The sequence below is a fragment of the Amycolatopsis sp. NPDC049868 genome, assembly GCF_044461365.1.
GTDB lineage: Bacteria > Actinomycetota > Actinomycetes > Mycobacteriales > Pseudonocardiaceae > Amycolatopsis.
Map to the genome: position 1 here is coordinate 39317 of NZ_JBITKV010000009.1, position 24140 is coordinate 63456.

Annotated in this window: 21 protein-coding genes; 10 read left to right on the forward strand and 11 right to left on the reverse strand. The window is 69.1% G+C overall.

Annotation, left to right across the window (positions count from 1 at the left end):
• The 3 genes from ACIBTM_RS31125 to ACIBTM_RS31135 are packed head-to-tail and all read right to left on the reverse strand — an operon-like array spanning position 1 to position 4452.
• Positions 1 to 297, reverse strand: coding sequence for a hypothetical protein (locus tag ACIBTM_RS31125; RefSeq protein WP_395880716.1), 297 nt, complete (start codon positions 295 to 297; stop codon positions 1 to 3).
• Positions 294 to 3689 (reverse strand): TM0106 family RecB-like putative nuclease, encoded by a 3396-nt coding sequence (locus ACIBTM_RS31130; RefSeq protein ID WP_395880717.1) that lies wholly within the window; start codon positions 3687 to 3689, stop codon positions 294 to 296. Before ACIBTM_RS31130 ends, ACIBTM_RS31125 begins: the two co-directional genes overlap by 4 nt.
• Positions 3690 to 3741: 52 nt before the next feature.
• Complete coding sequence (locus ACIBTM_RS31135) at positions 3742 to 4452, reverse strand: GntR family transcriptional regulator (RefSeq protein ID WP_395880718.1); 711 nt, start codon at positions 4450 to 4452, stop codon at positions 3742 to 3744.
• Positions 4453 to 4573: 121 nt separating this feature from the next.
• On the opposite strand from ACIBTM_RS31135, the gene ACIBTM_RS31140 reads away from it, so the two are divergent.
• From ACIBTM_RS31140 to ACIBTM_RS31150, 3 genes are all read left to right on the forward strand, one after another.
• The gene (locus ACIBTM_RS31140; protein ID WP_395880719.1) at positions 4574 to 5488 is read left to right on the forward strand and encodes a glycoside hydrolase family 16 protein; all 915 of its coding nucleotides are present in this window, start codon (positions 4574 to 4576) and stop codon (positions 5486 to 5488) included.
• Between the two features lie 9 nt (positions 5489 to 5497).
• Complete coding sequence (locus tag ACIBTM_RS31145) at positions 5498 to 6361, forward strand: sigma-70 family RNA polymerase sigma factor (RefSeq protein WP_395880720.1); 864 nt, start codon at positions 5498 to 5500, stop codon at positions 6359 to 6361.
• A 117-nt stretch (positions 6362 to 6478) separates the two neighbouring features.
• Entirely contained in the window at positions 6479 to 7831 is a 1353-nt protein-coding gene (locus ACIBTM_RS31150; RefSeq protein WP_395880721.1) for a deoxyguanosinetriphosphate triphosphohydrolase family protein, read from the forward strand.
• 49 nt (positions 7832 to 7880) lie between these two features.
• Here ACIBTM_RS31150 and ACIBTM_RS31155 read toward each other — a convergent pair whose 3' ends face one another.
• Together ACIBTM_RS31155 and ACIBTM_RS31160 are read right to left on the reverse strand one after the other, a co-directional pair.
• Positions 7881 to 9125 carry a DUF222 domain-containing protein gene (locus tag ACIBTM_RS31155; RefSeq protein ID WP_395880722.1) on the reverse strand — a complete coding sequence of 415 codons (1245 nt, stop codon included), beginning with the start codon at positions 9123 to 9125 and terminating at the stop codon, positions 7881 to 7883.
• A gap of 140 nt (positions 9126 to 9265) precedes the next feature.
• The gene (locus tag ACIBTM_RS31160) at positions 9266 to 9742 is read right to left on the reverse strand and encodes a GNAT family N-acetyltransferase (protein WP_395880723.1); all 477 of its coding nucleotides are present in this window, start codon (positions 9740 to 9742) and stop codon (positions 9266 to 9268) included.
• A gap of 100 nt (positions 9743 to 9842) precedes the next feature.
• On the opposite strand from ACIBTM_RS31160, the gene ACIBTM_RS31165 reads away from it, so the two are divergent.
• Together ACIBTM_RS31165 and ACIBTM_RS31170 are read left to right on the forward strand one after the other, a co-directional pair.
• Complete coding sequence (locus tag ACIBTM_RS31165; protein WP_395880724.1) at positions 9843 to 10619, forward strand: cyclase family protein; 777 nt, start codon at positions 9843 to 9845, stop codon at positions 10617 to 10619.
• Entirely contained in the window at positions 10616 to 12226 is a 1611-nt protein-coding gene (locus tag ACIBTM_RS31170; protein WP_395880725.1) for a thiamine pyrophosphate-binding protein, read from the forward strand. Before ACIBTM_RS31165 ends, ACIBTM_RS31170 begins: the two co-directional genes overlap by 4 nt.
• A 5-nt stretch (positions 12227 to 12231) precedes the next feature.
• Here the strand turns inward: ACIBTM_RS31170 and ACIBTM_RS31175 are convergent, their stop codons facing one another.
• From ACIBTM_RS31175 to ACIBTM_RS31185, 3 genes are read right to left on the reverse strand one after another with little or no spacing between them, the layout of a single operon-like run.
• Entirely contained in the window at positions 12232 to 13494 is a 1263-nt protein-coding gene (locus tag ACIBTM_RS31175) for a class I SAM-dependent methyltransferase (RefSeq protein ID WP_395880726.1), read from the reverse strand.
• Positions 13495 to 13521: 27 nt separating this feature from the next.
• Positions 13522 to 14907: an FAD-binding oxidoreductase gene (locus ACIBTM_RS31180; protein ID WP_395880727.1), complete on the reverse strand. Its 1386-nt coding sequence runs from the start codon at positions 14905 to 14907 to the stop codon at positions 13522 to 13524.
• 45 nt (positions 14908 to 14952) lie between these two features.
• Positions 14953 to 16167: an SGNH/GDSL hydrolase family protein gene (locus tag ACIBTM_RS31185; protein ID WP_395880728.1), complete on the reverse strand. Its 1215-nt coding sequence runs from the start codon at positions 16165 to 16167 to the stop codon at positions 14953 to 14955.
• A gap of 114 nt (positions 16168 to 16281) precedes the next feature.
• Between ACIBTM_RS31185 and ACIBTM_RS31190 the strand changes: the two genes are divergently transcribed.
• The 4 genes from ACIBTM_RS31190 (at position 16282) to ACIBTM_RS31205 (ending at position 21493) form a co-directional block, all read left to right on the forward strand.
• Positions 16282 to 16653 carry an MmcQ/YjbR family DNA-binding protein gene (locus ACIBTM_RS31190; protein ID WP_192741754.1) on the forward strand — a complete coding sequence of 124 codons (372 nt, stop codon included), beginning with the start codon at positions 16282 to 16284 and terminating at the stop codon, positions 16651 to 16653.
• 111 nt (positions 16654 to 16764) lie between these two features.
• Positions 16765 to 17931, forward strand: coding sequence for a sensor histidine kinase (locus ACIBTM_RS31195; protein WP_395880729.1), 1167 nt, complete (start codon positions 16765 to 16767; stop codon positions 17929 to 17931).
• Positions 17928 to 18590, forward strand: a complete 663-nt coding sequence (locus ACIBTM_RS31200) for a response regulator (RefSeq protein ID WP_395880730.1) — start codon at positions 17928 to 17930, stop codon at positions 18588 to 18590. The genes ACIBTM_RS31195 and ACIBTM_RS31200 overlap by 4 nt, the downstream gene beginning before the upstream one ends.
• Positions 18591 to 18610: 20 nt before the next feature.
• A complete protein-coding gene (locus ACIBTM_RS31205) occupies positions 18611 to 21493 on the forward strand; it encodes a BTAD domain-containing putative transcriptional regulator (RefSeq protein ID WP_395880731.1) in 2883 nt (960 codons plus the stop codon).
• Here the strand turns inward: ACIBTM_RS31205 and ACIBTM_RS31210 are convergent.
• Positions 21465 to 21905, reverse strand: a complete 441-nt coding sequence (locus ACIBTM_RS31210; RefSeq protein ID WP_395880732.1) for a hypothetical protein — start codon at positions 21903 to 21905, stop codon at positions 21465 to 21467. The two genes, ACIBTM_RS31205 and ACIBTM_RS31210, sit on opposite strands and share 29 nt — an antisense overlap.
• Positions 21906 to 22009: 104 nt before the next feature.
• The gene (locus ACIBTM_RS31215; protein ID WP_395880733.1) at positions 22010 to 22750 is read right to left on the reverse strand and encodes a carbonic anhydrase family protein; all 741 of its coding nucleotides are present in this window, start codon (positions 22748 to 22750) and stop codon (positions 22010 to 22012) included.
• A gap of 217 nt (positions 22751 to 22967) precedes the next feature.
• On the opposite strand from ACIBTM_RS31215, the gene ACIBTM_RS31220 reads away from it, so the two are divergent.
• The gene (locus tag ACIBTM_RS31220) at positions 22968 to 23438 is read left to right on the forward strand and encodes a hypothetical protein (RefSeq protein WP_395880734.1); all 471 of its coding nucleotides are present in this window, start codon (positions 22968 to 22970) and stop codon (positions 23436 to 23438) included.
• A 4-nt stretch (positions 23439 to 23442) separates the two neighbouring features.
• Here ACIBTM_RS31220 and ACIBTM_RS31225 read toward each other — a convergent pair whose 3' ends face one another.
• Entirely contained in the window at positions 23443 to 24096 is a 654-nt protein-coding gene (locus tag ACIBTM_RS31225) for a TetR/AcrR family transcriptional regulator (protein ID WP_395880735.1), read from the reverse strand.
• Positions 24097 to 24140: the final 44 nt, after the last annotated feature.

Consider the following 24140-nt stretch of genomic DNA (forward strand, 5'->3'; position numbering starts at 1 on the left):
TCACTGCTCCCGCATCGCGCGGCGGATCTCGGCCAGCTTGTCCTTCGCGGCCTTGTCCCGGTCGGCGATCTTCTTGTCCAGCGACGCGACGTCTTCCTTACCGCCGAGGCCGGCGAGTTCGGTCGAGCCCAGCGAGGTCGTGTACCGCTGCTCGATCCGGTCCCGCACATGGTCGAACGAGGGCACGCCGCCCTCGCTGTAATCCGGCTCCGGGACTTCGATCGGCGCGGTCGGGGACTCCTCGACGATCTCGGCGTCGAGGATCTCCGGCTTCTTGTCCGGGCTGTTCTCGGTCATCGTCCACTCCGTCCTGCGTGCCACGGCACGGCTTCGGTCATCAACCCGAGCATGCCCGAAACCAGCCGCATCTGGTCGACCGTGCGGATGTCGGCCTCGACCAGCCGCGGCGAGCAGACCACGACCGCGAGCGCCTGAGCCCGCGAAAGCGCCACGTTGAGCCGGTTCCGGGAGAGCAGGAAGTCCAGGCCACGCGGCAGATCGACCGCCGAGGACGAGGTCATCGTGGTGATCACCACCGGCGCCTCCTGCCCCTGGAACCGGTCCACCGTGCCCACCCGCACGCCGGGATGCCCGGCCTCGTCCAGCGCGCGGGCCACGACCCGGGCCTGCAGGTTGTACGGCGCCACGACCAGGATGTCCTCGTCGCCGAGCGGCCGGGGCTCGCCGTGGTCGGTCCAGGAGCGGCCGTGGAGTTCGGCGACGAGGGCGGTGACCGCCTCGGCCTCCTCGACCGACCGTGTCGTGTTGCCGTGGTGGTCGACCTCGGCGAGGTACAGGCCCGATTCGACGCCGTCGATCGCCCGCTCGGCGGCCGAAGGATGCGAGTGCAGACGGCCGGCGTAGGACAGCCGTGACACCGGCGCGCAGACGGCCGGATGCATCCGCCGGGTCTCGTCGAGGAAGTACCCGAGTTCGGCCGGGATGATGTCGGCTTCGCCGATCAGGTGCCCGAGCGCGGACGCCTCGGCGCCCGCGGGATGCGTGCCCTGCACGACCTGCGGCAGCTGCTGCGGATCGCCCAGCAGCAGGAGATTCTTGGCGCATATCGACACCGCGAGCGCGTCGGCGAGGGCGAACTGGCCTGCCTCGTCGATGATCAGCAGATCGAAGGGCTCTTCCCGGATCGCGGCATTCGCGAACGTCCAGGCGGTACCGCCGACCAGATGACCGGTGTCGTGTTCCTCGCGCCACTTCACCAGCGCGGGATTGGTCTTCGGCTGCTCCCAGGGCGCGGCCGGATCCGGGGTGCGCTTGGCACGTTTCGCGCACGGCAGATCCGGTGCGTTCTTCAGCGCGGCGGACAGCACGTTCTCCACGGCCTTGTGGCTGGTCGAGGTGACGGCGATCGTCTTGCCCGCGCGCACGAGCTTCGCGATCAGCCTGCCGGCCAGATAGGTCTTGCCCGCGCCCGGCGGGCCCTGGACGGCGAGCGTGGAGCCGTCGAGCGCCTCGACAGCCTCGATCACCGTGTTCACCAGGTCGGTCCCGGGTTCGGGCAGGGGCTTGTCGTCGCGAAGCCGGGGTGTCGTGCGCCGGAGCAGGTCGACGCCCGGATGAGCGGGCAGCGACGGCAGCGCGTCGACGACCAGGCGGGCGAGGTCCGCGACGGCGTCGTCCTTGGGGGAGGGGCGGACAGGGCTGCCCGGCAGCACCGCGACCGGCCGGTCGGCGGTGGTCTCGTCGGGCGGGCAGCTCTCTTCGAGGGTCAGTTCGACGGCGGTGGCCGAGACGACCTTGGCGTCGCGCGCGGCCGCGCCGTACCGCAGGCGGACGTCGTCGCCGGGCGCGAAGGGATGCGGCCGGTCCGGGTCACAGCGGAGGCTCAGCGAGCGTTTCGCCTTGCGGACCCGGCCGGACGGCGGGACCCATTCCCCGGCCTCCAGCGAAACCGGGACGGTGCAGGCGTTGTCGGTCTCCAGGTCGCCCAGCGGGGCGGCCAGCTGGCGGAAGTACTCCCACCACGCCGGATTCGTCTCGCGGCGGTGATAGCCGACCGACGCGGCCAGCAGCGCGCGGGCGCGGTCCTCACCGGTGAACTCGGCCGGATCGTCGGGCAGCCCGTCCAGCAGCGGATCGACCAGCGCGGCCAGCTGCGCCGCGCGTTCGGCGCGTTTCTGGGCGGCGACGTCCGCTTCGGTCTGGCGGAGCAGAGCGTCCACATCGGACTCTTCGGGCGGCTCGGCGAGCGCGATCCCTTCGTCCACGCGGATCTTGTGGAGGAACTCGAACAGCCGCAGCGTGGAGACGCAGTCGTATTCGTTGTAGTCGCTGATCCCGCGCAGCACTTCGTCGGCGTGTTCGGTCTGGCCGGCGGCGGTGAGCGTCAGGTACTCCTCGTAGGCCTCGATGCTGGACACCGCCGTTTTGACGTCGCCGTCGCGGGCCTCGGGCATGTAGAGCGGTTCGAGATACTTGATCGAGTACGACCGCTGGGACACCCGGAGTGCCTTGCGCACCACGGAATACAGGTCCACCAGACCGCCGCTGCGCAGCAGCTGGTCGACGGCGTCCTCGCGGGTCCCGTGCACGGCGGCGAGCCGCTTGATCGCGGTGACCTCGTACGGCGCGTAGTGGTAGACGTGCGAGCCGGGATGCTCCGCGAGCCTTGCGGTGGCGAAGTCGACGAACTCTTCGAAGGCCCGCTTCTCCTGCGACCGGTTGTGCGCCCAGAACGGGGTGAACTTCGTGCCGCCGTCGGCGGTCACGGCGCCGAAGAGGTATTCGAGCCCTTCGCCCGCCAAAGCGTACGGGTCGCCTTCCATGTCGAAGAAGACGTCACCGGGCGCGGGCGGCGGCAGTTCGGCCAGCGTGTCCGGATCGATGACCTCGTAGGCGATCTGCCCGGTGGCGTCCTGCCGGACCTGGATCGCGGCCTGTGCGCGCAGTGTGGTGAACGACGTCGTCGAGATGTCGCGTGGACGGTCTTCCGGCGCGGCGGCCGCGAGCGCGTCGATGGTGCCGAGTCCCGCGGCGACGAGTTTGCGTCGCTGATCGCCGCGCATCCCCGCGACCAGCGAAAGGTCGCGGTCGGCTTCGCGGGCGCTCGCGCAGTGCGCGGCGTAGGAGCAGCCGCCGCACGCGGGCCGCTCGTCGGCCCAGAGCTGGACCGGCAGGGTGGGCGGCCGGTTCCGCAGCCGGGCGCGGAGCCGGTTCACCAGCGGGAGGAAGTCGTCGACGCGGAACGAGCGGGTGCTGTGATCGCCGAGCAGCAGGTGCATCCGCGGACCGGCGGGCCAGCCCGCCCTGCGCAGGGCGTCGGCGTACGCGGTCAGCTGCACGACCGCGGCGGGCTTCGCGTGCCTGGCCAGCTTCGTGTCGTAGACCTCGTAGCGGCCTTCGTCGTCCCGCATCAGGAAATCGGCCCGGCCGGAGAACTCGCCGTCGTGGAAGACCGCCTGGTAGATCACCGGGGCACCGGCCCGAAGCGCTTCTTCGGTGGCCTTCGCGGCGACCGCCGGGTCGCGTTCGTCGATCTCGACGACGGCGCTCCGCTCGCCGCGTAGTTTGTCCAGCGTCGCGGCCTCGTGCGCGCGTCCGTGCGTGACCGCGAGCTGATCCGGCCCGGAGCCCGGCCGCGGCGCGCCCGGCAGGCCGGCGGCCAGCGCCTGGTTGAGCAGGCTGCGGTGCTCGCATTCGAGCAGGTCGGCGAGATCGGACGGGGTGTACATCGCCCGGGAGTCTTACATGGACTCCGGCCGCGACCGCCCCGGCACGCCGGAGTCAGCCCGAGGTGTGGTCGAACGTCAGGTGCGAGGTGATCCGGTAGCGGTCGCCCCGGTAGATCGAGCGGGTGTACTCGATCACGCGGCCGCCGTCGTCGCGGGTGGTGCGTTCGAACAGCAGCGCGGGGGAGTGCTGCGGGACGCCGAGCAGGCCGGATTCGTCGGGGTCGGTGACGGTCGGTTCGATGATCTGCACGGCCGTCGCGGGCACGACCTCGTACCGCGTGCGGAGCAGTTCGTAGAACGAGCCGGACTCGAAACCCGCGGCCTTGATGTCGGGCACGAGGTCGCGCGGGACCAGGATCCGTTCGATCGCCATAGGCGCCTCTTCGACGACGCGGACGCGGGTGACCGCCACCAGCGTGTGGCCGGGGGAGACTTCGAGCCGTTTGCCGAGCCGGGCGCCCGCCGGTGTGATGGCGAACTCGATCACCCGGCTCGTCCAGTGGCCCTCGGCGGGCGGGGCGAACTGCTCGCCGCCGGTGGCGGGCATGAGGTCCTGGGAGATCTTGCGCGGCGCGGTGAACGTGCCGCGGCCGTGCTCGCGGACCACGAGACCGTCGCGCTCCAGTTCGTCGATCGCGGCCCGCAGGGTGGGGCGCGAGACGCCGATTTCGGTGCTCAGCGCGCGTTCCGAAGGCAGGACCTCACCCGGCTGCCGCCGCTCGATGAGCTGGCGTAGCCGATCCTTGACCTCTGTTCGCCGCATGACCACAGCCTACCCAGTGGTCACCGTGAATTGGCTGGTGGACAGGTTGTCTAGACCTATTGACTTTACCACTTCACCACGCGACGGTGGAAAGAAACTTACCAGTGGTAAAGGAGACGAGATGTCGACTTCAGGGAAGTTCCGCGCCGCCGCCGTCGCGGCGTTGTCGGTCGCCGCACTGGGTCTGGCGCCGGGCGCCGCTTCGGGAGCGGCCGGTTGCGGAGCGTTGTTCGACGACTTCCACTACGGCTCGCACACCGATGGTCTCCTTGCCCAGCACGGCTGGCAGGTGCGCTCCGGGGCGGGCGGTCCCGGTGTCGGCGGCGCGCGCTGGGCACCCGAGGGCATCACGTTCCCGGCGTCCGACGGGGACAAGGTGCTGCAACTCGCCTCCACCACCGACGGCACGCCCGCGGGGACGACGCAGACCGAGATCATGCAGCCCGATCGGCGGTTCTTCGAAGGGACGTACGCGGCGCGGATCCGCTTCTCCGACGCGCCGGCGTCCGGCCCCGACGGCGACCGGATCAACCAGACGTTCTTCACGATCAGCCCGCTCCGCTACGACAACGACCCGATCTACAGCGAGCTGGATTTCTCGGAGTACCTGCCCAACGGCGGATGGGGCGAGGCGGGGCCGGTGAACTTCCAGACCAGCTGGCACACCTACACGCCGGACCCCTGGTACGCCGAGAACAAGAGCGACAGCCAGCGCCGCAGCATCGACGGATGGCATTCCGTCGTCGCGACGGTGTCCGACGGCCATGTGCGGTACTACATCGACGGTGCCCAGGTGGCCGACCACGACCGCGGCGGACCGTTCGACGTGTACCCGCGGCAGAACATGTCCCTCAACGTGAACCAGTGGTTCATCGACCTCACGCAGCACAGCGGCGGGACGAGCACCTATCTCGAACAGGTGGACTGGGTCTACTACGCGAAGAACGAGGTGCTGACGCCGCAGGCCGCCGCCGATCGGGCCGCGTCGTACCGGTCTTCGGGCGTGCGGTTCACCGACGATCTCGGTGGCTGTTAGATATGAGCGGTGGATCGGTTGACGGAGCGTTTCGAGGAACATCGGACCAGGCTGCGGGCGGTGGCCTACCGGATGCTGGGTTCGGCCAGTGAGGCCGAAGACGCCGTCCAGGACACGTGGCTGCGGCTGAACCGCACCGACGCGGAGGAGATCGAGAACCTCGGCGGCTGGCTGACCACGGTGGTGGCGCGGGTGTGCCTGAACGTCCTGCGCTCGCGCGACCACCGGCGGGAGGAACCGCTCGACGACCAGCTCGCCGAACCGAGCGACACCTCGGCCGATCCCGCCGCCGACGCGGTGCTCGCCGACTCGGTCGGGCTGGCGATGCTGGTGGTACTGGACACGCTGGCCCCCGCCGAACGGCTCGCGTTCGTCCTGCACGACATGTTCGCGGTCCCGTTCGACGAAATCGCCCCGCTGATCGACCGCACCCCGGCCGCCGCGAGGCAACTCGCGAGCCGCGCCCGGCGCCGCGTCCAGGGTCGCTCCACCGCCGCGGAACCGGACCTCTCGCGACGGCGCCAGGTCGTCGACGCCTACCTCGCCGCGGCCCGCGGCGGAGACTTCGCGGCGCTTCTCGAACTCCTGCACCCCGACGTCGTCCTCCGCGCGGACAAGGCGGCCGGCCCCTCGCGCGAGCCGATCTTCCTGCGCGGCGCCAGTGTGGTGGCTCGCGGTGCGGCGGCCGCTTCGGTGCGGGCGGCGGTCACCCAGCTCGCACTGGTGAACGGCGGCATCGGCCTCGTGATGGCCGACGAAGGACGGCCTTCGGTGGTGCTCGCGTTCGCGTTCGTGGACGGGAAGATCAGCGAGATCGACGTCATCGCCGACCGGGAACGGGTGCGGGAGCTGGATTTGGTGATGGTGGACTGATCCGGGGGTTTCGGTTCGGTCGCGAACGAATACCCTTTCGCTTGAGTCGTTAACGGTCTTCTTTCGTGGTCCGCTTTCTTTTCAAAGCTCATTGAGAGCCAGGACGAGGAGGCGACCATGTCGGAGGGGAAGTCCGGAACTGCTCGACGCCACACAGTGGAAAAGCGGCGGGCATATCGCGACGCATATCAGCGAGATCGGGACCGGGTGCTGTACTCGTCCGCGTTCCGGCGGCTGGCCGGGGTGGCGCAGGTCGCCGCGGTCAATGAGCAACTGGTGCTGCACAACCGGCTCACGCACAGTTTGAAGGTCGCGCAGATGGGCAGAAGACTTGTGCAGCACCTGCGCTATAGATCGAGGGGCGCGGATTTTCCGAAGGGGGCGAATCTGAATGAGGATGTCGTCGAGACGGCGGGACTCGTGCACGACATCGGGCATCCGCCGTTCGGGCACATCGCCGAGGAGGTGCTCGATCAGCGCCTCAGACAGGTCGCCGGGCTGGAAGGTTTCGAGGGGAACGCACAGTCCTTCCGCGTGGTGACGAAACTCGCGCGGCGGAAGGAGGAGCACATGGGGCTCAACCTGACCCGGGCGACCCTGGACGCGGTCCTCAAGTACCCGCGCCTCAAACCACGCGATTCGGCCAAGCCTGCGACTTCGTGGATCGACCGTGGCTACGGCGAGAAATGGGGCGCCTATCAGACCGAACGGAAGGACTTCGAGTGGGCGAGGGAGTCCTGTCGCGGTGGGTTGAGGTCCGCGAACGCGATTCTGATGGACTGGGCCGACGACATCAGCTACGCGACGCATGATCTCGAGGACTACTTCCGGGCGGGGCTGATCCCCTTGCACAACCTGCCGGTCGACAAAGAGCGGATCGTCAAGCATGGTCGTCGCCGTCTGAAGAAGGTGAACGGATTCAACGAGTTCCGCTTCCAGGAACAGATTGACGCGATCATCAAGGAGTTCGGCAAGAGCCTCAAGTCGCAGTGCTGGGACACCCGTGAGAACCGTGTTCGGATGAACAAGATCACCAGTGACCATCTCACCGGATTCGTCGATGCGGTCCACCTCCTCGATGAACCTCCGTACGTGGAGGTCGACCAGGACAGTCAGTACCGGGTCGCCGCGCTGAAGGAGCTCACGTGGTTCTACGTGATCGACAGGCCGCCGCTGGCAATCCAGCAGGAAGGTCAGAAGAGAATCATCGGCTCTCTCTTCGATCGATTGTTCACCTGCCTGGTGAAGTCGCCGAACAGTCCGAAGATCCCCATCCAGCTCCGAGTGATCTACCGCGACATCAAGCGTGACGATGAAGCGAAAGGGACCTTCGACGATAACAAGGAGGCTCGGTGCGCTCGGGCTGTCACCGACTACATCTGTCTGCTCACCGAGGCGCAGGCCGTCGATCTCGGGAAGCGGTTGGAGGGCCGGTCTCAAAGCTCGATGTTCGGAACTTGGTTCAACTGAGAGCATGCCGAGGGGCCCGTCGCCTGGTGGTCGGCGGGCTCCCTCGGGTTCAGCGGTGATTGTGGCGGGGCTGTTGTAGCGGATCCAAATACTGCGGTGGAATGAATTCCGGTCGGCCGCCGGTCATCTGGACTTTCCAGCCGGATTGTCCGTGGATGACCATGTGGTGGTAGCGGCAGAGCAGACAGAGGTTGTCGAGGTCGGTGTCGCCGAGCTGGCCCCACGGCAAAATATGGTGGGCTTCGCAGTGTTTGGGTCTTCGTCGGCAGCCGGGGAACGCGCAGCCGTGGTCACGCAGGTTGAGGGCGCGTCGTTGGGCTGGGGTGACGGTGCGGGCGGCGCGGCCGATGTCGAGAGGCTCGCTCTCGGAACCGAGGACGGCGGGGATGAGTTTCGCGTCGCAGGCCAGCATCCGGGCGTGCCGGGCGGTGATCTGGGTGACCCCGTCCACGCAGGCCGCCCCCAGCCCGGAAGTCAGAGTCTCCAAGGGAATCGTGACCACGACGGTGGTGCGGTCTCCGGAGAGGGTGGGGGCTTTGTCGTTGGTCATCGCGTAATGGATCGCGTCGAACAACGCGTCACCGTGGCGCTCACCCGGCGTGCGAGGATCGCGGTTGCCGTCCTCGTCGACAGGTCTTCGTTGTCCCCAGGTCTCGAACAAAGCGTTGACCCGGGCGCCGAATTCGGGGTCCAGTACGCCGTTGAGTCGCCACCAGCCGTCGTCACGCTTGTGGAGATGCACTTCGCGTGACGGGGGTTTGAGGTCCTCGTCTTTGGGTTCGCTGCCATCAGGGTCCAAATGCGCCAAGAGATCGGCACCGACGTTGCTGATCTCCTGTGGTCCGGCGTGGCGGGCCAGGGTCACCAGGATCTGCTCCGCGCCGGTCCGGTCCTCGGCCGAGGCGTCGTCCGGGATTTTCTTCAGCACCGTGAGGATCGGGTCGAGTTGCTGGTGCCCGAGGTCGCCTTCCGCGGCGGCGGCCCCGGCGATCGGGGCGAACGCCGGGGCGGGGGTGCCGTCCAGGTTCCGGCTCTCGTTCACCGCCAACGCACGCGCCACGGTGTCGCGGGCTTCTTTCGGGCTGATGCGAGCGGTCTCAGCGAACCAGCCCGCGGTCGACCCGTGCCCGAACAACTCCATCGGACCCCGGGATTCGATCTCGACCAGGAACTGACCGACCTCCGCCAACGCTTGACGTGCCACCGACAACCGCTCGACCACACCGTGCGCGAGCTCCCGCGCACCGGCACGCCACAGCTCCTGCGGCGGTTCGAGGATTCGTCGGCTGGACACCTCGCAAGAATACCAATAATCGAACAAGTGTGCGAATGCGAAAGGATTTCTCGAAAGGTATTCGAATAGTGTTCACGGGTTCACGTTGCGAAGGCCGCTTTCGCAACCTTCAACGTCGCGAAAGCAGGATCAACACCCCCTCAACAGTCAAGGCGCAAAATGGTTTCTTCGATTTCGGCATCCCGAGCGGACGCGTACGCGACCTCGGTCCCAATGGCACAGAACCCCTCCTTCTGCAGAACCCGAAGCGATCCGAGGTTGTCGCTGGCGGCGCGGGCGTACAAAGGCCGGTCCTCGACCATCTCCAGGAACAGAGCGAGGGCGCCGCTGGCGACACCTCGCCCCCAAACCGCACGGTCGATCCAGTAGGTGATTTCCGCGTCGCCTTCCACGAAAAACCTGCCGATGGTGCCGAGGAAGCGTCCATCACCGGTCACCGCACGCAGGATGAGGTCCGGAGAAGTCCTCAACTTCGCCATGTGGAGATCGAACGCTTCGCGATCGTTGGGATCCCTGGCGATGAACGCGGCCATCCGGACCGACTCGGGGTCACGCATCAGCTCGTACAAGGCGTCGAGGTCGGGATCCTCGACCGACCGCAGTGCCACCTCGACCATCGATCTCCTCCTCAGCGTATCGGCGACGTCTCCGGCAGCCATCTAACCCGAAATCCGCCTAAGGTGGCCGAGACGCCGCAGTCACTCCCGGGAGGCACGCATGTCGTTGTTGGCCCAGCTGAACTCCGCGATCACCACGGGCGCGATCGAGGTCGTCGACCTCACCGCCCCGTTGAGCGCGAGCACCCCGATTCTCCAGTTGCCGGAGCCGTTCGCGAACACGATCCCGTTCGGCCTGGAGGAGATCAGCCGGTACGACGAACGCGGGCCGCGCTGGTACTGGAACAACATCCACACCGGCGAGCACACCGGGACCCATCTCGACGTCCCCGTGCACTGGGTGTCGGGAAAGGACGGCCACGACGTCTCCGAGGTGCCGTTGCGCACGCTGGTCGCCCCGGCCGTGGTGCTCGACGCGTCGGCCCGCGCGGCCGAAGACCCGGACTACCTGCTTTCCATAGAAGACATCCGTGAGTGGGAGCGCGTGAACGGGCCCTTGCCCGATGGTGGCTGGCTGCTCTACCGCACGGGCTGGGACGCTCGCTCGCACGATCAGGAGGCCTTCCTCAACAACGACGAGAACGGTCCGCACAGCCCCGGTGTTTCGGGGGAATGCGCTCGCTGGCTCGCGGAGGAGGCGCCGATCACCGGGTTCGGGGTGGAGACCGTCGGCACCGACGCGGGGCAGGCCCTCGCCATCGAACCGGCCTTCCCCTGCCACGAACTCCTTCTGGGCGCGGGAAAACACGGCCTGACCCAGTTGCGGAACCTGGCGAACCTGCCGCCCACCGGAGCGCTGCTGGTCGTCAGCCCGCTCCCGATCGTCGGCGGTTCCGGCAGTCCCGCCAGGGTGTACGCGCTGGTCGAGCGGGTATGAACGTCGCGGAGCTGGTCGGCCGCACGCTCGCGGAACTCGGTGCCGGCGTGGCGTTCGGGGTGGTGGGCAGCGGCAACTTCGAGGCGACCAACGGGTTGCGGGCGGGCGGGGTGCGGTTCGTCGCCGCGCGGCACGAGGGCGGCGCGGCGAGCATGGCCGACGCGTACGCCCGGATGAGCGGCCGGGTGCCGGTACTGAGCCTCCATCAGGGCTGCGGGCTGACTAACGCGCTCACCGGGATCACCGAGGCGGCCAAGAGCCGGACTCCGATGATCGTCTTGGCGGGGGATACCGCGGCATCGGCGGTGCTGTCGAACTTCCGGGTCGACCAGGACGCGCTCGCGACCGCGGTCGGCGCGGTGCCCGAACGCGTGCACGGCGCGCGTACCGCGGTCGCCGACACCGTCCGGGCCTATCGGACGGCGGTGCAGCAGCGACGGACCGTCCTGCTCAACCTTCCGCTCGACGTCCAAGCCCTGGAAGCGCCCGAAGCGGTCCCGGTTCCGGAGATCCCCGGCCCGGCGCCGATCCGTCCGAGCTCCGACGCGATCGCGAAACTGGCCGGCCTCCTCGTCGAAGCGCGGCGGCCGGTGTTCATCGCCGGTCGCGGCGCGCGGGCGAGCGCCACACCACTCAAAGAACTCGCGGAGGTCTCCGGGGCGCTGCTGGCGACCTCGGCGGTGGCGCACGGTCTCTTCCACGACGATCCCTTCTCGATCGGGATCTCGGGCGGCTTTTCGTCGCCGGCGGCGGCGGACCTCATCAAGGACGCCGACCTTGTGATCGGCTGGGGCTGCGCGCTGAACATGTGGACCACCCGGCACGGCACGCTGCTCGGCCCGGCCGCCCGGCTGGTCCAGGTCGACGTCGACCAGGCGGCGCTCGGTGCGCACCGGCCGATCGACCTGGGCGTCGTCGGCGACGTCACCAGCACGGCCGTGGACGTGCGCGCCGAACTCGTAAGGCGTGGCCACCAAAGGATCCGCGAAGCCCCCGAAAGCACACGATGGAACGACGTCCCGTATAACGACCTATCCGGCGGCGGGAGGATCGATCCGCGCACGCTCAGCCGCCGTCTCGACGAGATCCTGCCCGCCGAACGGGTGGTTTCGATCGACTCCGGCAACTTCATGGGCTATCCGAGCGCGTACCTGTCCGTCCCCGACGAGAACGGTTTCTGTTTCACCCAGGCGTTTCAAAGTATCGGGCTCGGTCTCGGGACGGCGATCGGCGCGGCGCTGGCCCGGCCGGAGCGACTGCCGGTGCTCGGCGTCGGCGACGGCGGGTTCCACATGGCCCTCTCCGAGCTGGAAACCGCCGTACGACTGGGGATCCCGCTCGTCGTCATCGTCTACAACGACGCGGCGTACGGCGCCGAGATCCACCATTTCGGCGCCGCGGACATGGCGACGGTCCGGTTCCCCGACACCGACATCGCGGCGATCGGCCGCGGTTTCGGCTGCGCCGGGGTCACCGTGCGGTCGGTCGAGGATCTCGCCGCCGTCGAGGAATGGCTCGACGGGCCACGGGACGCGCCGCTCGTCGTCGACGCCAAGATCGCCGACGACGGCGGCTCATGGTGGCTCGCCGAAGCCTTCCGGCATTGAGTCCTCTAAACACCCCAATCCGGCCGCAGCGGCATGCCCGCGTCGCCGTCCGGGCCGACCTTCACCCCGAGCACCTGGTGCAGTTCGATTTCCCGTCGTTCGAAGGCGAGGCGGCACGCGGCCATGTACAGCGCCCAGACGCGGCTGCGGCCGGCGCCCGCTTCGACGACGGCCTCGTCCCAGTTCGCGTCGAGGTTGGCGCACCAGGCGCCGAGGGTGGTGGCGTAATGCTCACGGAGGTTCTCCGAATGCCGCACCTCCAGCCCGCTGTCGTGCATCGCGGTGGCGATCTCGCCGACGGATTCCAGTTCGCCGTCGGGGAAGACGTACCGGTCGATGAACCCGCGTGACCGGTGCGGGACAGAGGTGTCCGGGTTGGTGATGCAGTGGTTCAGCAGGCGCCCGTGCGGCTTCAGTTTCCCGGCGAGGAAACGGAAGTACGACGGCAGGTTGCGCGCGCCGATATGCTCGGTGAGCCCGATCGACGACACCGCGTCGAAGCCCGTTTCGGTGACGTCGCGATAGTCGAGGTGCCGCACCTCGGCGCGGTCCGCGAGCCCCTTGGTCACGATGTCCTTCTGCGCCCATTGCGCCTGCTCGCGCGAAAGGGTGACGCCCAGTGCCTCGACGCCGTAGTTCGCGACGGCGTGCTCGACCATTCCGCCCCAGCCACAGCCGACGTCCAGCAGCCGCATCCCGGGCCGGAGCCCGAGTTTCCGGCACACCAGGTCGAATTTGTGCGCCTGCGCCTCTTCCAGTGACGCGCCTTCGGACGGATACGCCGCACAGGTGTAGGCCATCGACGGGCCGAGCACCAGTTCGTAGAAGCGGTTCGAGACGTCGTAGTGGTTCGAGATCGCGTTGCTGTCACGCGTTTTCGAGTGCCGTAGCCCGTCGAAGACGCGCTTGGCGCGGCTCGGCAGTTCTTCGGCGGGCGGGGCGACGCGGCGCAGATGCTTCGGCCCGAGTTCGCGCAGCAGCCACAACCGGTCCGCGGCGCTGAGCTGGTCGACCTGGGCCACGAGCGCGCGCAACGCCGAGTAGAGATCGCCGTCCACGTCGAGCGCGCCGGCGACGTAGGCACGGGCGAGCCCGAGGTCGCCAGGCGACGACATCAGGTACGTCAGCGCCAGCGGCGACCGCACCTGGATCGACACCGGCGCGTCCGCCGGGCCGCTCGTGCTGCCGTCGTAGGCGGTGATGGACACTTCGGCGCTCGGGCCGAGCAACCGCTCGAAGATCTTCCCGACGGTGGTCGTCTCAGCCATGGTCGTCTCTCTTCTTCCCTGGCCCGATCACCGCCGCCGCACGCATTTCGCGTACAGGTCGAGCAGGCGGCCATCGGGGTCGTAGGCCGTCTTCAGTTTCCGGTAGGCGTCGCCGTTGTACAGCCGCCAGAACTCCTCTTCGGCATAGAAACTGTCGGAGTACAGCGATTTCCGCCCGCCGAGCCGGGTCACTTCGGCCTCGATCAGCCGATTGTGCGTATCCGGCGCCTCGCCGGGGGCCAGTGGTACGGCGGACCAGAACCCGAAGTTGACGTAGAGCGTTTCGGGGGCCATTTCGTACAGCGGCGAGTTCACGCCGCCCGGCCGCTGCTTCAGCGGGCAGACCCACACCGGGCTGATCGGGATCTCGCGGCGGAAGAAGTCCAGGAATTCCGCGGCCCGCGACAGCGGCACTTCGATGTCCTGGACCACGGTCTCCTCCGGCGGAAGACGGCGCAGCTTGAGCAGTTTCGCGGCGATCCCGAACCGGCGGTCGAGCGCCACCGCCTTCCAGTAGACCGACGACCGCAGCAGCCGCCTGCCCAGCAGCAGCCGGGGGAGCCGGTGCTGCACGCCGAACGCCCGCGAGCACCAGAACCAGTCCGTGTCCCAGCGCCACAGGTAGTCGCGGACGCTGAGGTGATCGGTCTGGCGGGAGCGGATCGACTTGTAGTAGATGTCGAGCCAGGTGTAGTCGCTGGTCACCGGCACCGACGAGGTGAACGTGCCCAGCGTCAAGTACTGCTCGCCAGGTCCGAAGATCGTTCCGTCCACGAAGTCCGCCGATCCGCTCCGGCAGGCCTCGCCGAGCGCCGCGAAGTACTCCCCGGTGTCTTCGTACCGGACGTGGTCGAGCCGAACGTACGGTTTGACCGGCTCCAGCTCGATCTTCAACCGCAGCGCGTAACCGAGCGTCCCGTACGAGTTCGGGAAGCCGTGGAAGAGATCGCTGTGCTCGTTGTCCGGCCGGGCGACGACGATCCTGCCGTCGCCGGTGAGCAGCTCCATCTCCAGCACCGACTCGTGCACGAGCCCGTTGCGGAACGAGGACGACTCGATGCCGAGGCCGGTGACCGCGCCGCCGAGCGTGATCGTCTTGAGCTGCGGCACGACCAGCGGCATCAGCCCGTGGGGCAGGGTCGCGTCCACCAGTTGCTCGTAGGTGACCATGCCTTCGACGTCGGCCGTGCGCGCCAAGGGATCGACGTCGAGCACGTGCGTGAATCCCGAGACGTCCAGCCCCGGAGTGCTGGTCGCCTTCCGTGCCCGGAACAGGTTCGATGTCCGCTTCGCCAGCCTGATGGTGCCGTGGAGACCGGCGAGCTGCGCCCGGAGGGTTTCGGCACGCGCCTCGTGTTCGGCGAACCGGACCAGCCGCGCCGTCTCCCGGATACCGCTGTCGCTGCTCGCCATCAGTTCATCGTGCCCCACGAAACCGCCTGGCGCAGCCCTTGCTTCCTACCCGAGCCCGGCCAGCGGGACGGCGTCCGCCATGGCGGTGAAGCCCTTGTCACCGGGGTGGAGGTGATCGCCGGAGTCGGACTCGGGTTTCATCCGCTGTGGGTCGGCGGGGTCGCGGATCACCGCGTCGAAGTCGATGTAGCCGTCGAAGAGCCGGCTCGTCCGGATGAACCGGTTCACCGCCTGCCGGGTCTCCTCGAGCTGCGGCGTGTACGAACCCCAGCCCTTCCACGGCGTGATCGTCGCGCCCAGCACCCGCAGACCGCGGTCGTGCGCCCGGCCCGCGATCTGTTTCAGCGCCGAGATGATCTTGTCCGGATCGGCCTGGTGCGGCGTCTGCTGGATGTCGTTGATGCCCTCGAACACGATCGCCGTCCGCACGCCGGACTGGCCGAGCACGTCCCGGTCCAGCCGGGCCAGCGCGTTGACGCCGTAGTTTCCGCCGTCTAGCAGCAGCCGGTTTCCGCTGATCCCGGCGTTGAGGACGCCCGTCCGCGCGCTGATCTTGTCGGCGAGCTGATCGGGCCAGCGCAGGTTCGCGCCCCAGGTCGAATTCGCCCCGTCGGTGATCGAGTCGCCGATCGCCACGACGCTGCCCCGCAGCCCACGGCCCCGCACATCCACTCCGGACACGTAGTGCCAGACCGCGGTCTTCTCCGGGAACGCCGCCGCCGACTCATCGGCCGCTTTGTCGCCGTTCCGGGTGAAGTAGGAGTTCTGCATCGCCAGCGGGTGGTAGGTGACCGGACCCGACGGCGTCGGCGTGTACGTGGTGATCAGGAGATCGCCGTCCCTCGGTACCGTCAGCGCCGCGCCGTCGCTGACGACATCGGCGCCCGGCGGCACGGTGACCTCGCGATCTCCGCCGAAGGTCAGCGTGCGCATCGAGCCGGGCACGGCCTGCGGGGTGTCCGGGCCGGCGGCGACCGCGACGGTCACCCGGCCGAACAGCACCGGAGTCCGGCCGAAGGCGTTGGACAGCCGCACACGCACCTCGTGCCCGCCGACGCTGGTGTGCACGATGTTGCGGATCGAGAAGTTCGGGTAGCCGTTGTCGGTACCGGCCACCCCGGCCGCGGGAGCCGCCGCCCAGGTGCCCACCCAGCCGCTCGGGGCGGCGCTTTCCACTTGAGACGGCGGGGCCGCCGCGGCGACCCCCGGAACAACTCCCAGGAACAGGATTCCCGCTACGGCGAGATGCTTCACGCGCATGTCGGTTTCGCCTCCACCCAGTCGGCTCCACCCATCGTCAGTGAATCACCGACAGCCGGTCAACGTCCCGGACGGGACACGTTTTTGTCGGTGGGCGCCGTTAGCCTGAACGCCATGAAGCCAGCCGCGCTCGCGAAGCTCTGCCTCGGCCTTCCCGGTGCCCGGGAGGAGTTCCCGTTCGGCGAGGACATCAACGTGTTCAAGGTCGCGGGCAAGGTGTTCGCGCTCGGTCCGTTGAAGGCGAAACCGCTGCGGATCAGCCTCAAATGCGAGCCCGACCTGGCCGTCCGGTTGCGCGCCGAGCATCCGGCGATCATCCCCGGCTACCACCTGAACAAACGACACTGGAACACCGTCGAGCTGGACGGTTCGCTGACCGACGACTTCGTCCGGGAGATGATCGAGGACTCCTACGACCTCGTCGTCGCCGGCCTGCCGAAACGAGAACAGGAGAAGCTGAACTGGGTCGCGCTCAGCCAGGAATGAGCGCGCGGGTTTCATCCGGATTTCATCGGTCCCTGCCTCCTACCGTGGGCGGAGACGAGTGCCGCCCGCCGCACGATGACTCGCTCACCGTGACTTCCTAGGCTGATGTCCGTGCTGGAGATCTTGCGGGACCGGTTCCGGGCACGGGCGCAGGCGAGCCTGACCCGTGCCGGGCTCGGCCTGCCCTGGTGGGCTCCGGTGACCTCCACCTTCGTGAGCGTGGTGTTCGCCGTGATCGCGGTGGCACAGCGGGATGCCGTGGCGCCGCCGCAGCCGGTCGCGCTGGGCGGGCTGCTCGTGATCGCCACACCGCTGGCCTGGGCGGTCACCGGCTGGGTCGTGCCGTGGGCGCGGGTGGCGGCGTTGATCGCCGCCGCCGCGGTCCTGCTCACCGAGCCCGCGCTCCCGGATTTCGCGCCGCTGCTGTTGCTGGTCGCGGCCACCGAAGCGGGCAGCGTCCTGCGCACGACGTGGGGAATCGCCGTCGTCACGGTCGTGGGCGAGGCGGTCTTGCTCGTGGCGGGAATCTGGGGCGGGCTGATCGGCGGGCCGGTGTACATGGTCGCGGTCCTGCTCGGCCTCAGCGCCGGGCTCGTGAGCCGCTGGTACACCCGGGCGCTGGAGGCCGAACGCGACAACCGCGACGCCTCCCGTGACAAGGCCCTGCTCGCCGAACGCCAGCGCATCGCGCGTGAGGTGCACGACGTCGTCGGCCATTCGCTCAGCATCACCCTGCTGCACCTGACCGGTGCCCGGCACGCGCTGCAGCAGGACCGCGACGTCGACGAGGCGATCGAAGCGCTGACCGAAGCCGAGCAGGTGGGACGGGCCGCGATGGCCGACATCCGCCGCACGGTCGGCCTGCTCGCCGACTCCCCGTCGGGCAGCGCCCCGCTGCCGGGCGTGGAGGACATCGCGACGCTGGTGGAACGCACCCGCAGCGCCGGTCTGGCGGTGCGCTATACACAGGAAGGCGACCTCGGCCGGGTAGGCGCCTCGGAAGGATTGGGCCTCTACCGGATCGTGCAGGAATCACTTGTCAACGTCGTCAAGCATGCCCCGGGCGCGACAGCGGAGGTCCGGCTGAACGCCGGCCGTTCGGGTTTGCACCTCGTCGTCAGCAACACCCTCCCCGCGACCGTCCGGCGCGCGGCCGAGGACGGCTCGGGCCTGGCCGGGATGGCCGTCCGGGCGGCCCAGCTCGGCGCCGACCTCAGTGCCGGGCCCAGCGGCAGGCAGTGGATCGTGCGGGTCACCGTGCCGGGAGTCAAACCGTGACCGCCGCCGAGATCCAGGTGCTGCTGGTCGACGACCAGGAGCTGGTCCGGTCCGGGCTGCGGCGCATCCTGCGGCGGCGCGACGGGTTCGTCATCGCGGGTGAATGCGGCGACGGCTCGGAGGTGCCCGCGGCGGTGGCCGCGCACGAGGTCGACGTCATCGTGATGGACCTGCGGATGAAGAACGTCGGCGGGGTGGAGGCCACCAGGCGGCTGCGGCGGACCGGCGGGCATCCGCCCGTGCTCGCGCTGACCACCTTCGACGACGACAACCTCTTGGCCGACGCGCTGCGGGCGGGCGCGGCAGGTTACGTGCTCAAGGATTCTCCCGCCGAAGACCTGATCCGGGCCGTGCGGGCGGTCGCCGCGGGCGACGCCTGGCTGGACCCTGGGGTCACCGGGCGGGTGCTCGCCGCCTATCGGCAGGCCGCCGGGAACGGCAGCGGCGGGCGCTCACCGGAACTGCTGACACCGAGGGAACAGGACGTGCTCAGGGCGATCGGCCGAGGGCTGACCAACGCGGAGATCGCCGCGACCCTCGTGATTTCGGAGGTGACCGTGAAAAGCCATATCGGCCGGATCTTCACCAAACTCCAGTTGCGGGACCGGGCGGCGGCGATCGTGTACGCGTTCGATCACGGGATCGTGGTGCCGGGCTAGTGCGGAACGAAGGGGGGATCATGTCGGATTCGAAGCTGCGGTTCGAGGTGCTCGGCCCGTTGCGGGCCTGGCACGGCGAGACCCGGCTGGACCTCGGTCCGGTTCGCCAGCAGGCCGTTCTCGCCGCGCTGCTGCTGCGCCCGGACGTGACCGTCAGCCACTACGAACTCACCGACGGGCTCTGGGAGAAGCCGCCGGAGTCGAACGTGCTGCCGGTGTACGTCCGGCGGCTGCGGCAATGCCTGGACACCTCGGGGGAGAAGCCGCGGGACTCGGTGATCGTGTCCGACCGCGGCGGTTACCGGTTCGCCAGCGGTGGGGTGCGTCTCGACGTGGCCCGGCTGGAAGAGGTCGCCGCCGTCGCGGCTTCCGCCGAGGAATCGGGCGACCTCGTCGCCGCGGTGGACACCTTCGCCGACGCGCTCCGGCTGTTCCACGGCGAGCCGCTGACGGGACTGCCCGGCGCGTTCGTCCAGGGCGAGCGGCGACGGCTGGAGGAACGCAAACTGCTGTTGCTGAGCCGGAAACTGCGGGCCCAGCTGAAACTCGGACGGTTCGACGAGGTGATCGGCGAGCTCTCGGCGCTGGTGTCCGCCGATCCGCCGAGCGAGCCGCTGGCCGCGTTGCTGATGCGGGCGCTCTACGGCGGCGGGCGGCAGGCGGAGGCGCTGGAGGTGTTCAGCGACGTCCGCGAGCGGCTGGTGGAGCAGCTCGGCGTCGAGCCGGGTGAGGAGCTGCGGCAGGTGCAGGAGGCGGTGCTGCGCGGGGACGAAGCGCTGCTCGGTGTCTCTCCGCGCCGGGAGCCCGCCCGCCGGATCCGCAACGAACTGCCCGCCACCAACGGCGAACTCGTCGGCAGGGACCGGGAACTCGCGCTGCTCGTGGAGGACGGCGATCCGGAGTCGGTCTCGGTCGACGCCGTCGACGGTGTCCCGGGCGCGGGGAAGACCACGCTCGCGGTACGCGCGGCCCACCGGCTCCGCGAGTCCTATCCGGACGGTGCGTTGTTCGTGGATCTCCACGGCTACACCGAAGGCCGTGAGCCGGTGACGCCGGAGCGCGCGCTGCGGCGGCTGCTGCGCGCGGTCGGGGTCGAAGACGGGCTCATGCCGGACGATCTCGACGAGCTGTCCGCGTCGTGGCGGGCGGCGACCGCGCAACTGCGGTTGCTGCTGGTGCTCGACAACGCCGAGTCCGCCGGGCAGGTGCGGCCGTTGCTGCCGTCCGGGCCGGGCAGCCGGGTGCTGGTGACCAGCCGCCGTCGTCTGTCCGGTTTGGACGCCGACCGCCGCGTTTCCCTCGGTGCGCTCGGCCTCGAAGCGGCGGAACGGCTGCTCGGCCGTATCGTCGGCGCGCCGAGGGCGGAGGGGGAACGGTTCGCCGTGCGCGCGCTCGCCGGGCTGTGCGGACGGCTGCCGCTCGCGCTGCGGATCGCGGGCGCCCGGTTGCAGAACCGTCCGATGTGGACGTTCAAGGACCTGGTGGACCGGATGTCGGACGACGAGCGCAGGCTCGGCGAACTGACCGCCGAGGACCGCAGCGTCGAGGTGGCGCTGCGCCTGTCGTACGAACAGCTGCGCCCCGCCGAGCAGGACGCGTTCAGCGTGCTCGGCCTGTCACCGACGGCCGAGTTCGACCGGCTCTCGGTCTCCGCCCTGCTGGACTGCTCGCCCGCCGAAGCCGAGCGGCGGCTGGAGAGCCTGGTCGACGCCAGCCTCGTGCAGGAGCCGGCGAGCGGCCGCTACCGGCTGCACGACCTGGTGGCGGTCTACGCCCGGCGGCTCGCCGGGGAGATGCCCGAAAAGGCCGCCGAAACGGCACGGAAACGGGTGTACGGGTTGTACCTCGGCGCCGCTCGGCGGGCGAGCGAATGGGGTGTCGCGCGGTTCCCGCTGGAGAAGGGCGGTCCTTTCACCGGCCAGCGCGACGCTTCCGCGTGGCTCGACGCGGTCGGCGATCTGCCGGAGGTGGTGAGCCAGGCGGCCGAAGCCGGGTTGGACGACCTCGCGTGCTCTGTCGCCGAGGGCCTGGTCGACTACCTCGCGCGCCAGCAGCGGTACCACGAATGCCGGACGGCGTTGCAGATCGCGCTGCCGCTGGCCGAACGGGCCGGGGACGAACGTCTCGTCTCGTCGCTGCGGTTCTGCCTCGGCTACGCCTACGGCATGCAAGGGCAGTTGGACCGGGCGCGTGGCTGGTTCGACGACGCGCTGCAGGCGGGCCAAGCCTCCGGAGACCGCGGCTTGGAGGCGCGGGCGCTGGGCGGGCTCACCATGGTGGACCTGATCGCCGGACGGCACGATCTCGCCATCCCCGGCATGCGGCGGGTGATGGTCCTTGCCGAGGAGGTGGGGGACCGCTGGCTCGCCGAGAGAGCGTTGTCCGCGCTCGGCTATCTCGCCTATCTGAAGGGCGAGCACGAAGAAGCGCTAGGCCACCTCGGCCGCGCACGTGAGCTGAGCGAGGAGATCGGCAGCCCCGGGATGCTGGCCAGGGTGCTCTGCCACAGCGGCACCGTCCGCCTCGAAACCGGCAGGTTCGCCGAAGCGGTGCTGGATCTCCGGCGTTCCGTCGAACTCGCCGAGGAGACCACGGACGGCCTGCTGATCGCGTCCAGCCTGGCCCGGCTGGGCGCCGCGGAACTGGAACTGGGGAATCTCGACGCGGCCTTCGAACTCCAGCGGCGGGCGCTGACGGCGGTCACCGAGGAGACCATCGTCGGGATGGAGTCCGAGATCCGCAACCGGCTCGGCCGTACCCATCTCGCGGCGGGCGATCCGGTGGCCGCCAGGGAGCACTTCGAGTGGGTGCTCACCACCATCGGACCCGACGGCGATCCCCAGCAGCGCACCCTCGCGCTGGAAGGCCTGGAGCTCACCAGACAGTCGGTACTCCGGCGTTGACGATCGTGAAACGGTGTCCCGCCATGCTCGTCCGCCAGCGCGCGAAGTAGGTGTCGGCGGCGTCGGCCAAGTGCACCCCGGCACGGACCTCGTGCACGGCGTAAGCCCACTCCGCGGCGTCGCACAGCACCAATTCCCTTGGTGCCCCGCGCTTGCCGAGCACGGAAGCGCAGAGGGCGCCGCGCCTGCCGACGGTGCTGTCCTCGAGGCAGCGACGGAGGTCTTCGACGGCGTCGGCGGCGGTGTCGAACAGCGTCCACCGGTACCTCGGCGACGGGCGGCCGTCGGCCCACGGCGTGAAGAACGCCGCCCAGCTCCAGCCTGGTCCGACGATCCCGTCCCGTTGCCCAGGACTCGGCGCGTCGTCCCGGGGCGACACCATGTTGTACGGGGTCCGGCTCGCCGGGCTCATGCACGTCTCCTCGTGGACCACCGGTCCGCGGCCGCGGATCCGTGCCCGGAACCGTAGGGCGGAGCCATGAAATCCCGATGAAACGAGGAATGCCCCGCGTCAGCTCACGAGATCTGCGGTACCACGGTCAGCCGCCGACCGTTGAGCGGCTGGGGAGCGCGGGCGTTGCCCGTACCGAACAGGCCCTGGAATCGCGCGATCGTCGACGGTGAGACGGTCTGCTCGGACATCAGGAACCACTGCACGCCTTCGGTGAACGGGGCCGTCGTGAGCGAGCCGTCGTACCGCAGCGTGCTCCGGTCGCGGGGCAGGAGCGTGGCGAGGTCGAAGTCCTCCAACGCCACCGTTTCGCCGCATTCCGGGGCGAGCTTCGCCAGGACCCGATCCACCGCCGACTCGGCGCCCGAGCGCAGGGGCACACCGATCACCAGGAGTTTCCCGGCCGCGCTGCGGTGCACGAAATGCATTTCCAGCGGATCGGAGCGGCCCCGGAAACGGTGTTCGGACGGGGTGTGGAAATGGAACTGTTCGAGTTCGTAGCGGACCCCGGTGAGTGTGACGTGCCCGGTGCCCGGCCTGACCACGGCCTCTTCGGTTTCTTCGTGATTCCTCGTACCGCAGCCGTCGGCGTCCGAAGCGTCCTTTCGGATGTATTCGAGGTCCAGATCCGAGTGACCGTAGGAGATGTCGAGCCTCGGCAGGGTCGGATCGAACCTGATCGCGCCGGGGGAGATGTCGACCGGGCTCTGTGCCGGCTGCCGCGAGTGGGCGGTACCGCCCGCGGTGAGCAGGAATCCGGCGAGGGCGAGGGGAACGACGAATGCGACAAGGCGCCTGCGCGTCACGCTCTGAACCTTTCGAAGAGCCGCACCCGATGGAGTGGTGCGCGCGAGAAGAACACATCTTTTTCCTGTGCCGAAGAATGCGCAAGTCCCCTGAACAGGGCAATTTCCGACATATTCTCCCGTTTGGTGCGAAACGGAGCGTGGCCCGCGTTGATATTTCGTAAAGATTCACTGTGCGCAGCCGGGCAGGCACCCCTAGTATTCGAAGGTGTCGATCTTGACTGTGCTCCTCAGCCTGGTGGCCCTCTTTCCCGCCGTGGACCCCGTTTCACGAACGGGTGCCTGCGAGGGAGCGGAAGGGGTGACCGTCGCGGTCGAAGGGCTCGTGCGATGCGTGCCCGGCTCACCGGGTGACGCGCGGACCGCGCTCGAACGCTCCGGGCTCGCGGTGCGGCTGGGGAGCGGATCGGGGCCGTACGGGGATTCCCGCTACGTCTGCCGCGTCGAGGGTCTGCCCGATGATGATCCCTGCACCGGTCATCGAGCCGGAGCGTCGTTCTGGAAGGTGTGGCGCGTCGGGCTGGATCCGGTGGCCTGGCGCGAATCCGGGACCCGGGACGGGCCGGGCGCCGTGCGTGTCTGCCCTGGCGGGCTCGTCGGTTTCGTCTTCGGGCCGGAGACCGCGCAGATGCCCGTGGCGCCCGAGCGGGTCGTGACCACGCCCGGGTGGCTTCCGCCCCGGTGCTGACGGATCAGTTCGCCGGGACGATGAGCGACGCCATCACCTTGGGGATCAGTTCGCTGACGAACCGGCCGTCGGCGGGGAGCTCGCCGCCTTCCAGCAGGTAGTTCTGTAGTCCCTGTTCGTACAAGGCGACCAGGACGAGCACCGCGTCGTCCGCCGAGATCGTCAGCTTCCGGCCGATCCGGTCGAGGGTGCCGACCAGGATCGTCCCCAGTTCGGTGTGGAAATACCGGAACGCGGCGCCGATCCGGTCGCGGATCTCCGGCTGTCGCAGGCCCTGGGTGCGGAATTCCGCGCACAGCAGGTACCAGTCCTTGTCCGCGTTGAGCGCGACCATGAACAGTTCGGCGATCCGCCCGAGCGTCGGGGAGAGGTCTTCGTGCGCGCCGACGACGGTGTCGCCGAGCACGCTCTCGGTGGCCTCGCGGAACCGATCGAGCCGGATCGCGTTCTCCTCCTGGAACAAGGCCAGGAAGAGGTCCTCCTTCGAGCTGAAGTTCGAGTAGAAGGCGCCGCGGGTGAAGCCGGCGCGCTCGCAGATCAGTTCGACCGGGGTGTCCCGGATGCCGCGTTCGGAGAAGGCCTCGTACGCCGCGTCGATCAGCCGTCGGCGGGTGTCCGCCCGGCGCCTGGTCATGGTGGCGCCCCGCTCCTCGGTCATCTCGCCATTCTTTCGCATCGGCCCGGTTCACCCGGCTGTGGGAC

What these genes read in the sequence shown, in the direction of transcription:
- ACIBTM_RS31125 (WP_395880716.1), bottom strand. Translation starts at nt 297, where the DNA reads ATGACCGAGAACAGCCCGGACAAGAAGCCGGAGATCCTCGACGCCGAG.
- ACIBTM_RS31130 (WP_395880717.1), bottom strand. Translation starts at nt 3,689, where the DNA reads ATGTACACCCCGTCCGATCTCGCCGACCTGCTCGAATGCGAGCACCGC.
- ACIBTM_RS31135 (WP_395880718.1), bottom strand. Translation starts at nt 4,452, where the DNA reads ATGCGGCGAACAGAGGTCAAGGATCGGCTACGCCAGCTCATCGAGCGG.
- ACIBTM_RS31140 (WP_395880719.1), top strand. Translation starts at nt 4,574, where the DNA reads ATGTCGACTTCAGGGAAGTTCCGCGCCGCCGCCGTCGCGGCGTTGTCG.
- ACIBTM_RS31150 (WP_395880721.1), top strand. Translation starts at nt 6,479, where the DNA reads ATGTCGGAGGGGAAGTCCGGAACTGCTCGACGCCACACAGTGGAAAAG.
- ACIBTM_RS31160 (WP_395880723.1), bottom strand. Translation starts at nt 9,742, where the DNA reads ATGGTCGAGGTGGCACTGCGGTCGGTCGAGGATCCCGACCTCGACGCC.
- ACIBTM_RS31165 (WP_395880724.1), top strand. Translation starts at nt 9,843, where the DNA reads ATGTCGTTGTTGGCCCAGCTGAACTCCGCGATCACCACGGGCGCGATC.
- ACIBTM_RS31170 (WP_395880725.1), top strand. Translation starts at nt 10,616, where the DNA reads ATGAACGTCGCGGAGCTGGTCGGCCGCACGCTCGCGGAACTCGGTGCC.
- ACIBTM_RS31175 (WP_395880726.1), bottom strand. Translation starts at nt 13,494, where the DNA reads ATGGCTGAGACGACCACCGTCGGGAAGATCTTCGAGCGGTTGCTCGGC.
- ACIBTM_RS31180 (WP_395880727.1), bottom strand. Translation starts at nt 14,907, where the DNA reads ATGGCGAGCAGCGACAGCGGTATCCGGGAGACGGCGCGGCTGGTCCGG.
- ACIBTM_RS31185 (WP_395880728.1), bottom strand. Translation starts at nt 16,167, where the DNA reads ATGCGCGTGAAGCATCTCGCCGTAGCGGGAATCCTGTTCCTGGGAGTT.
- ACIBTM_RS31190 (WP_192741754.1), top strand. Translation starts at nt 16,282, where the DNA reads ATGAAGCCAGCCGCGCTCGCGAAGCTCTGCCTCGGCCTTCCCGGTGCC.
- ACIBTM_RS31205 (WP_395880731.1), top strand. Translation starts at nt 18,611, where the DNA reads ATGTCGGATTCGAAGCTGCGGTTCGAGGTGCTCGGCCCGTTGCGGGCC.
- ACIBTM_RS31210 (WP_395880732.1), bottom strand. Translation starts at nt 21,905, where the DNA reads ATGAGCCCGGCGAGCCGGACCCCGTACAACATGGTGTCGCCCCGGGAC.
- ACIBTM_RS31225 (WP_395880735.1), bottom strand. Translation starts at nt 24,096, where the DNA reads ATGACCGAGGAGCGGGGCGCCACCATGACCAGGCGCCGGGCGGACACC.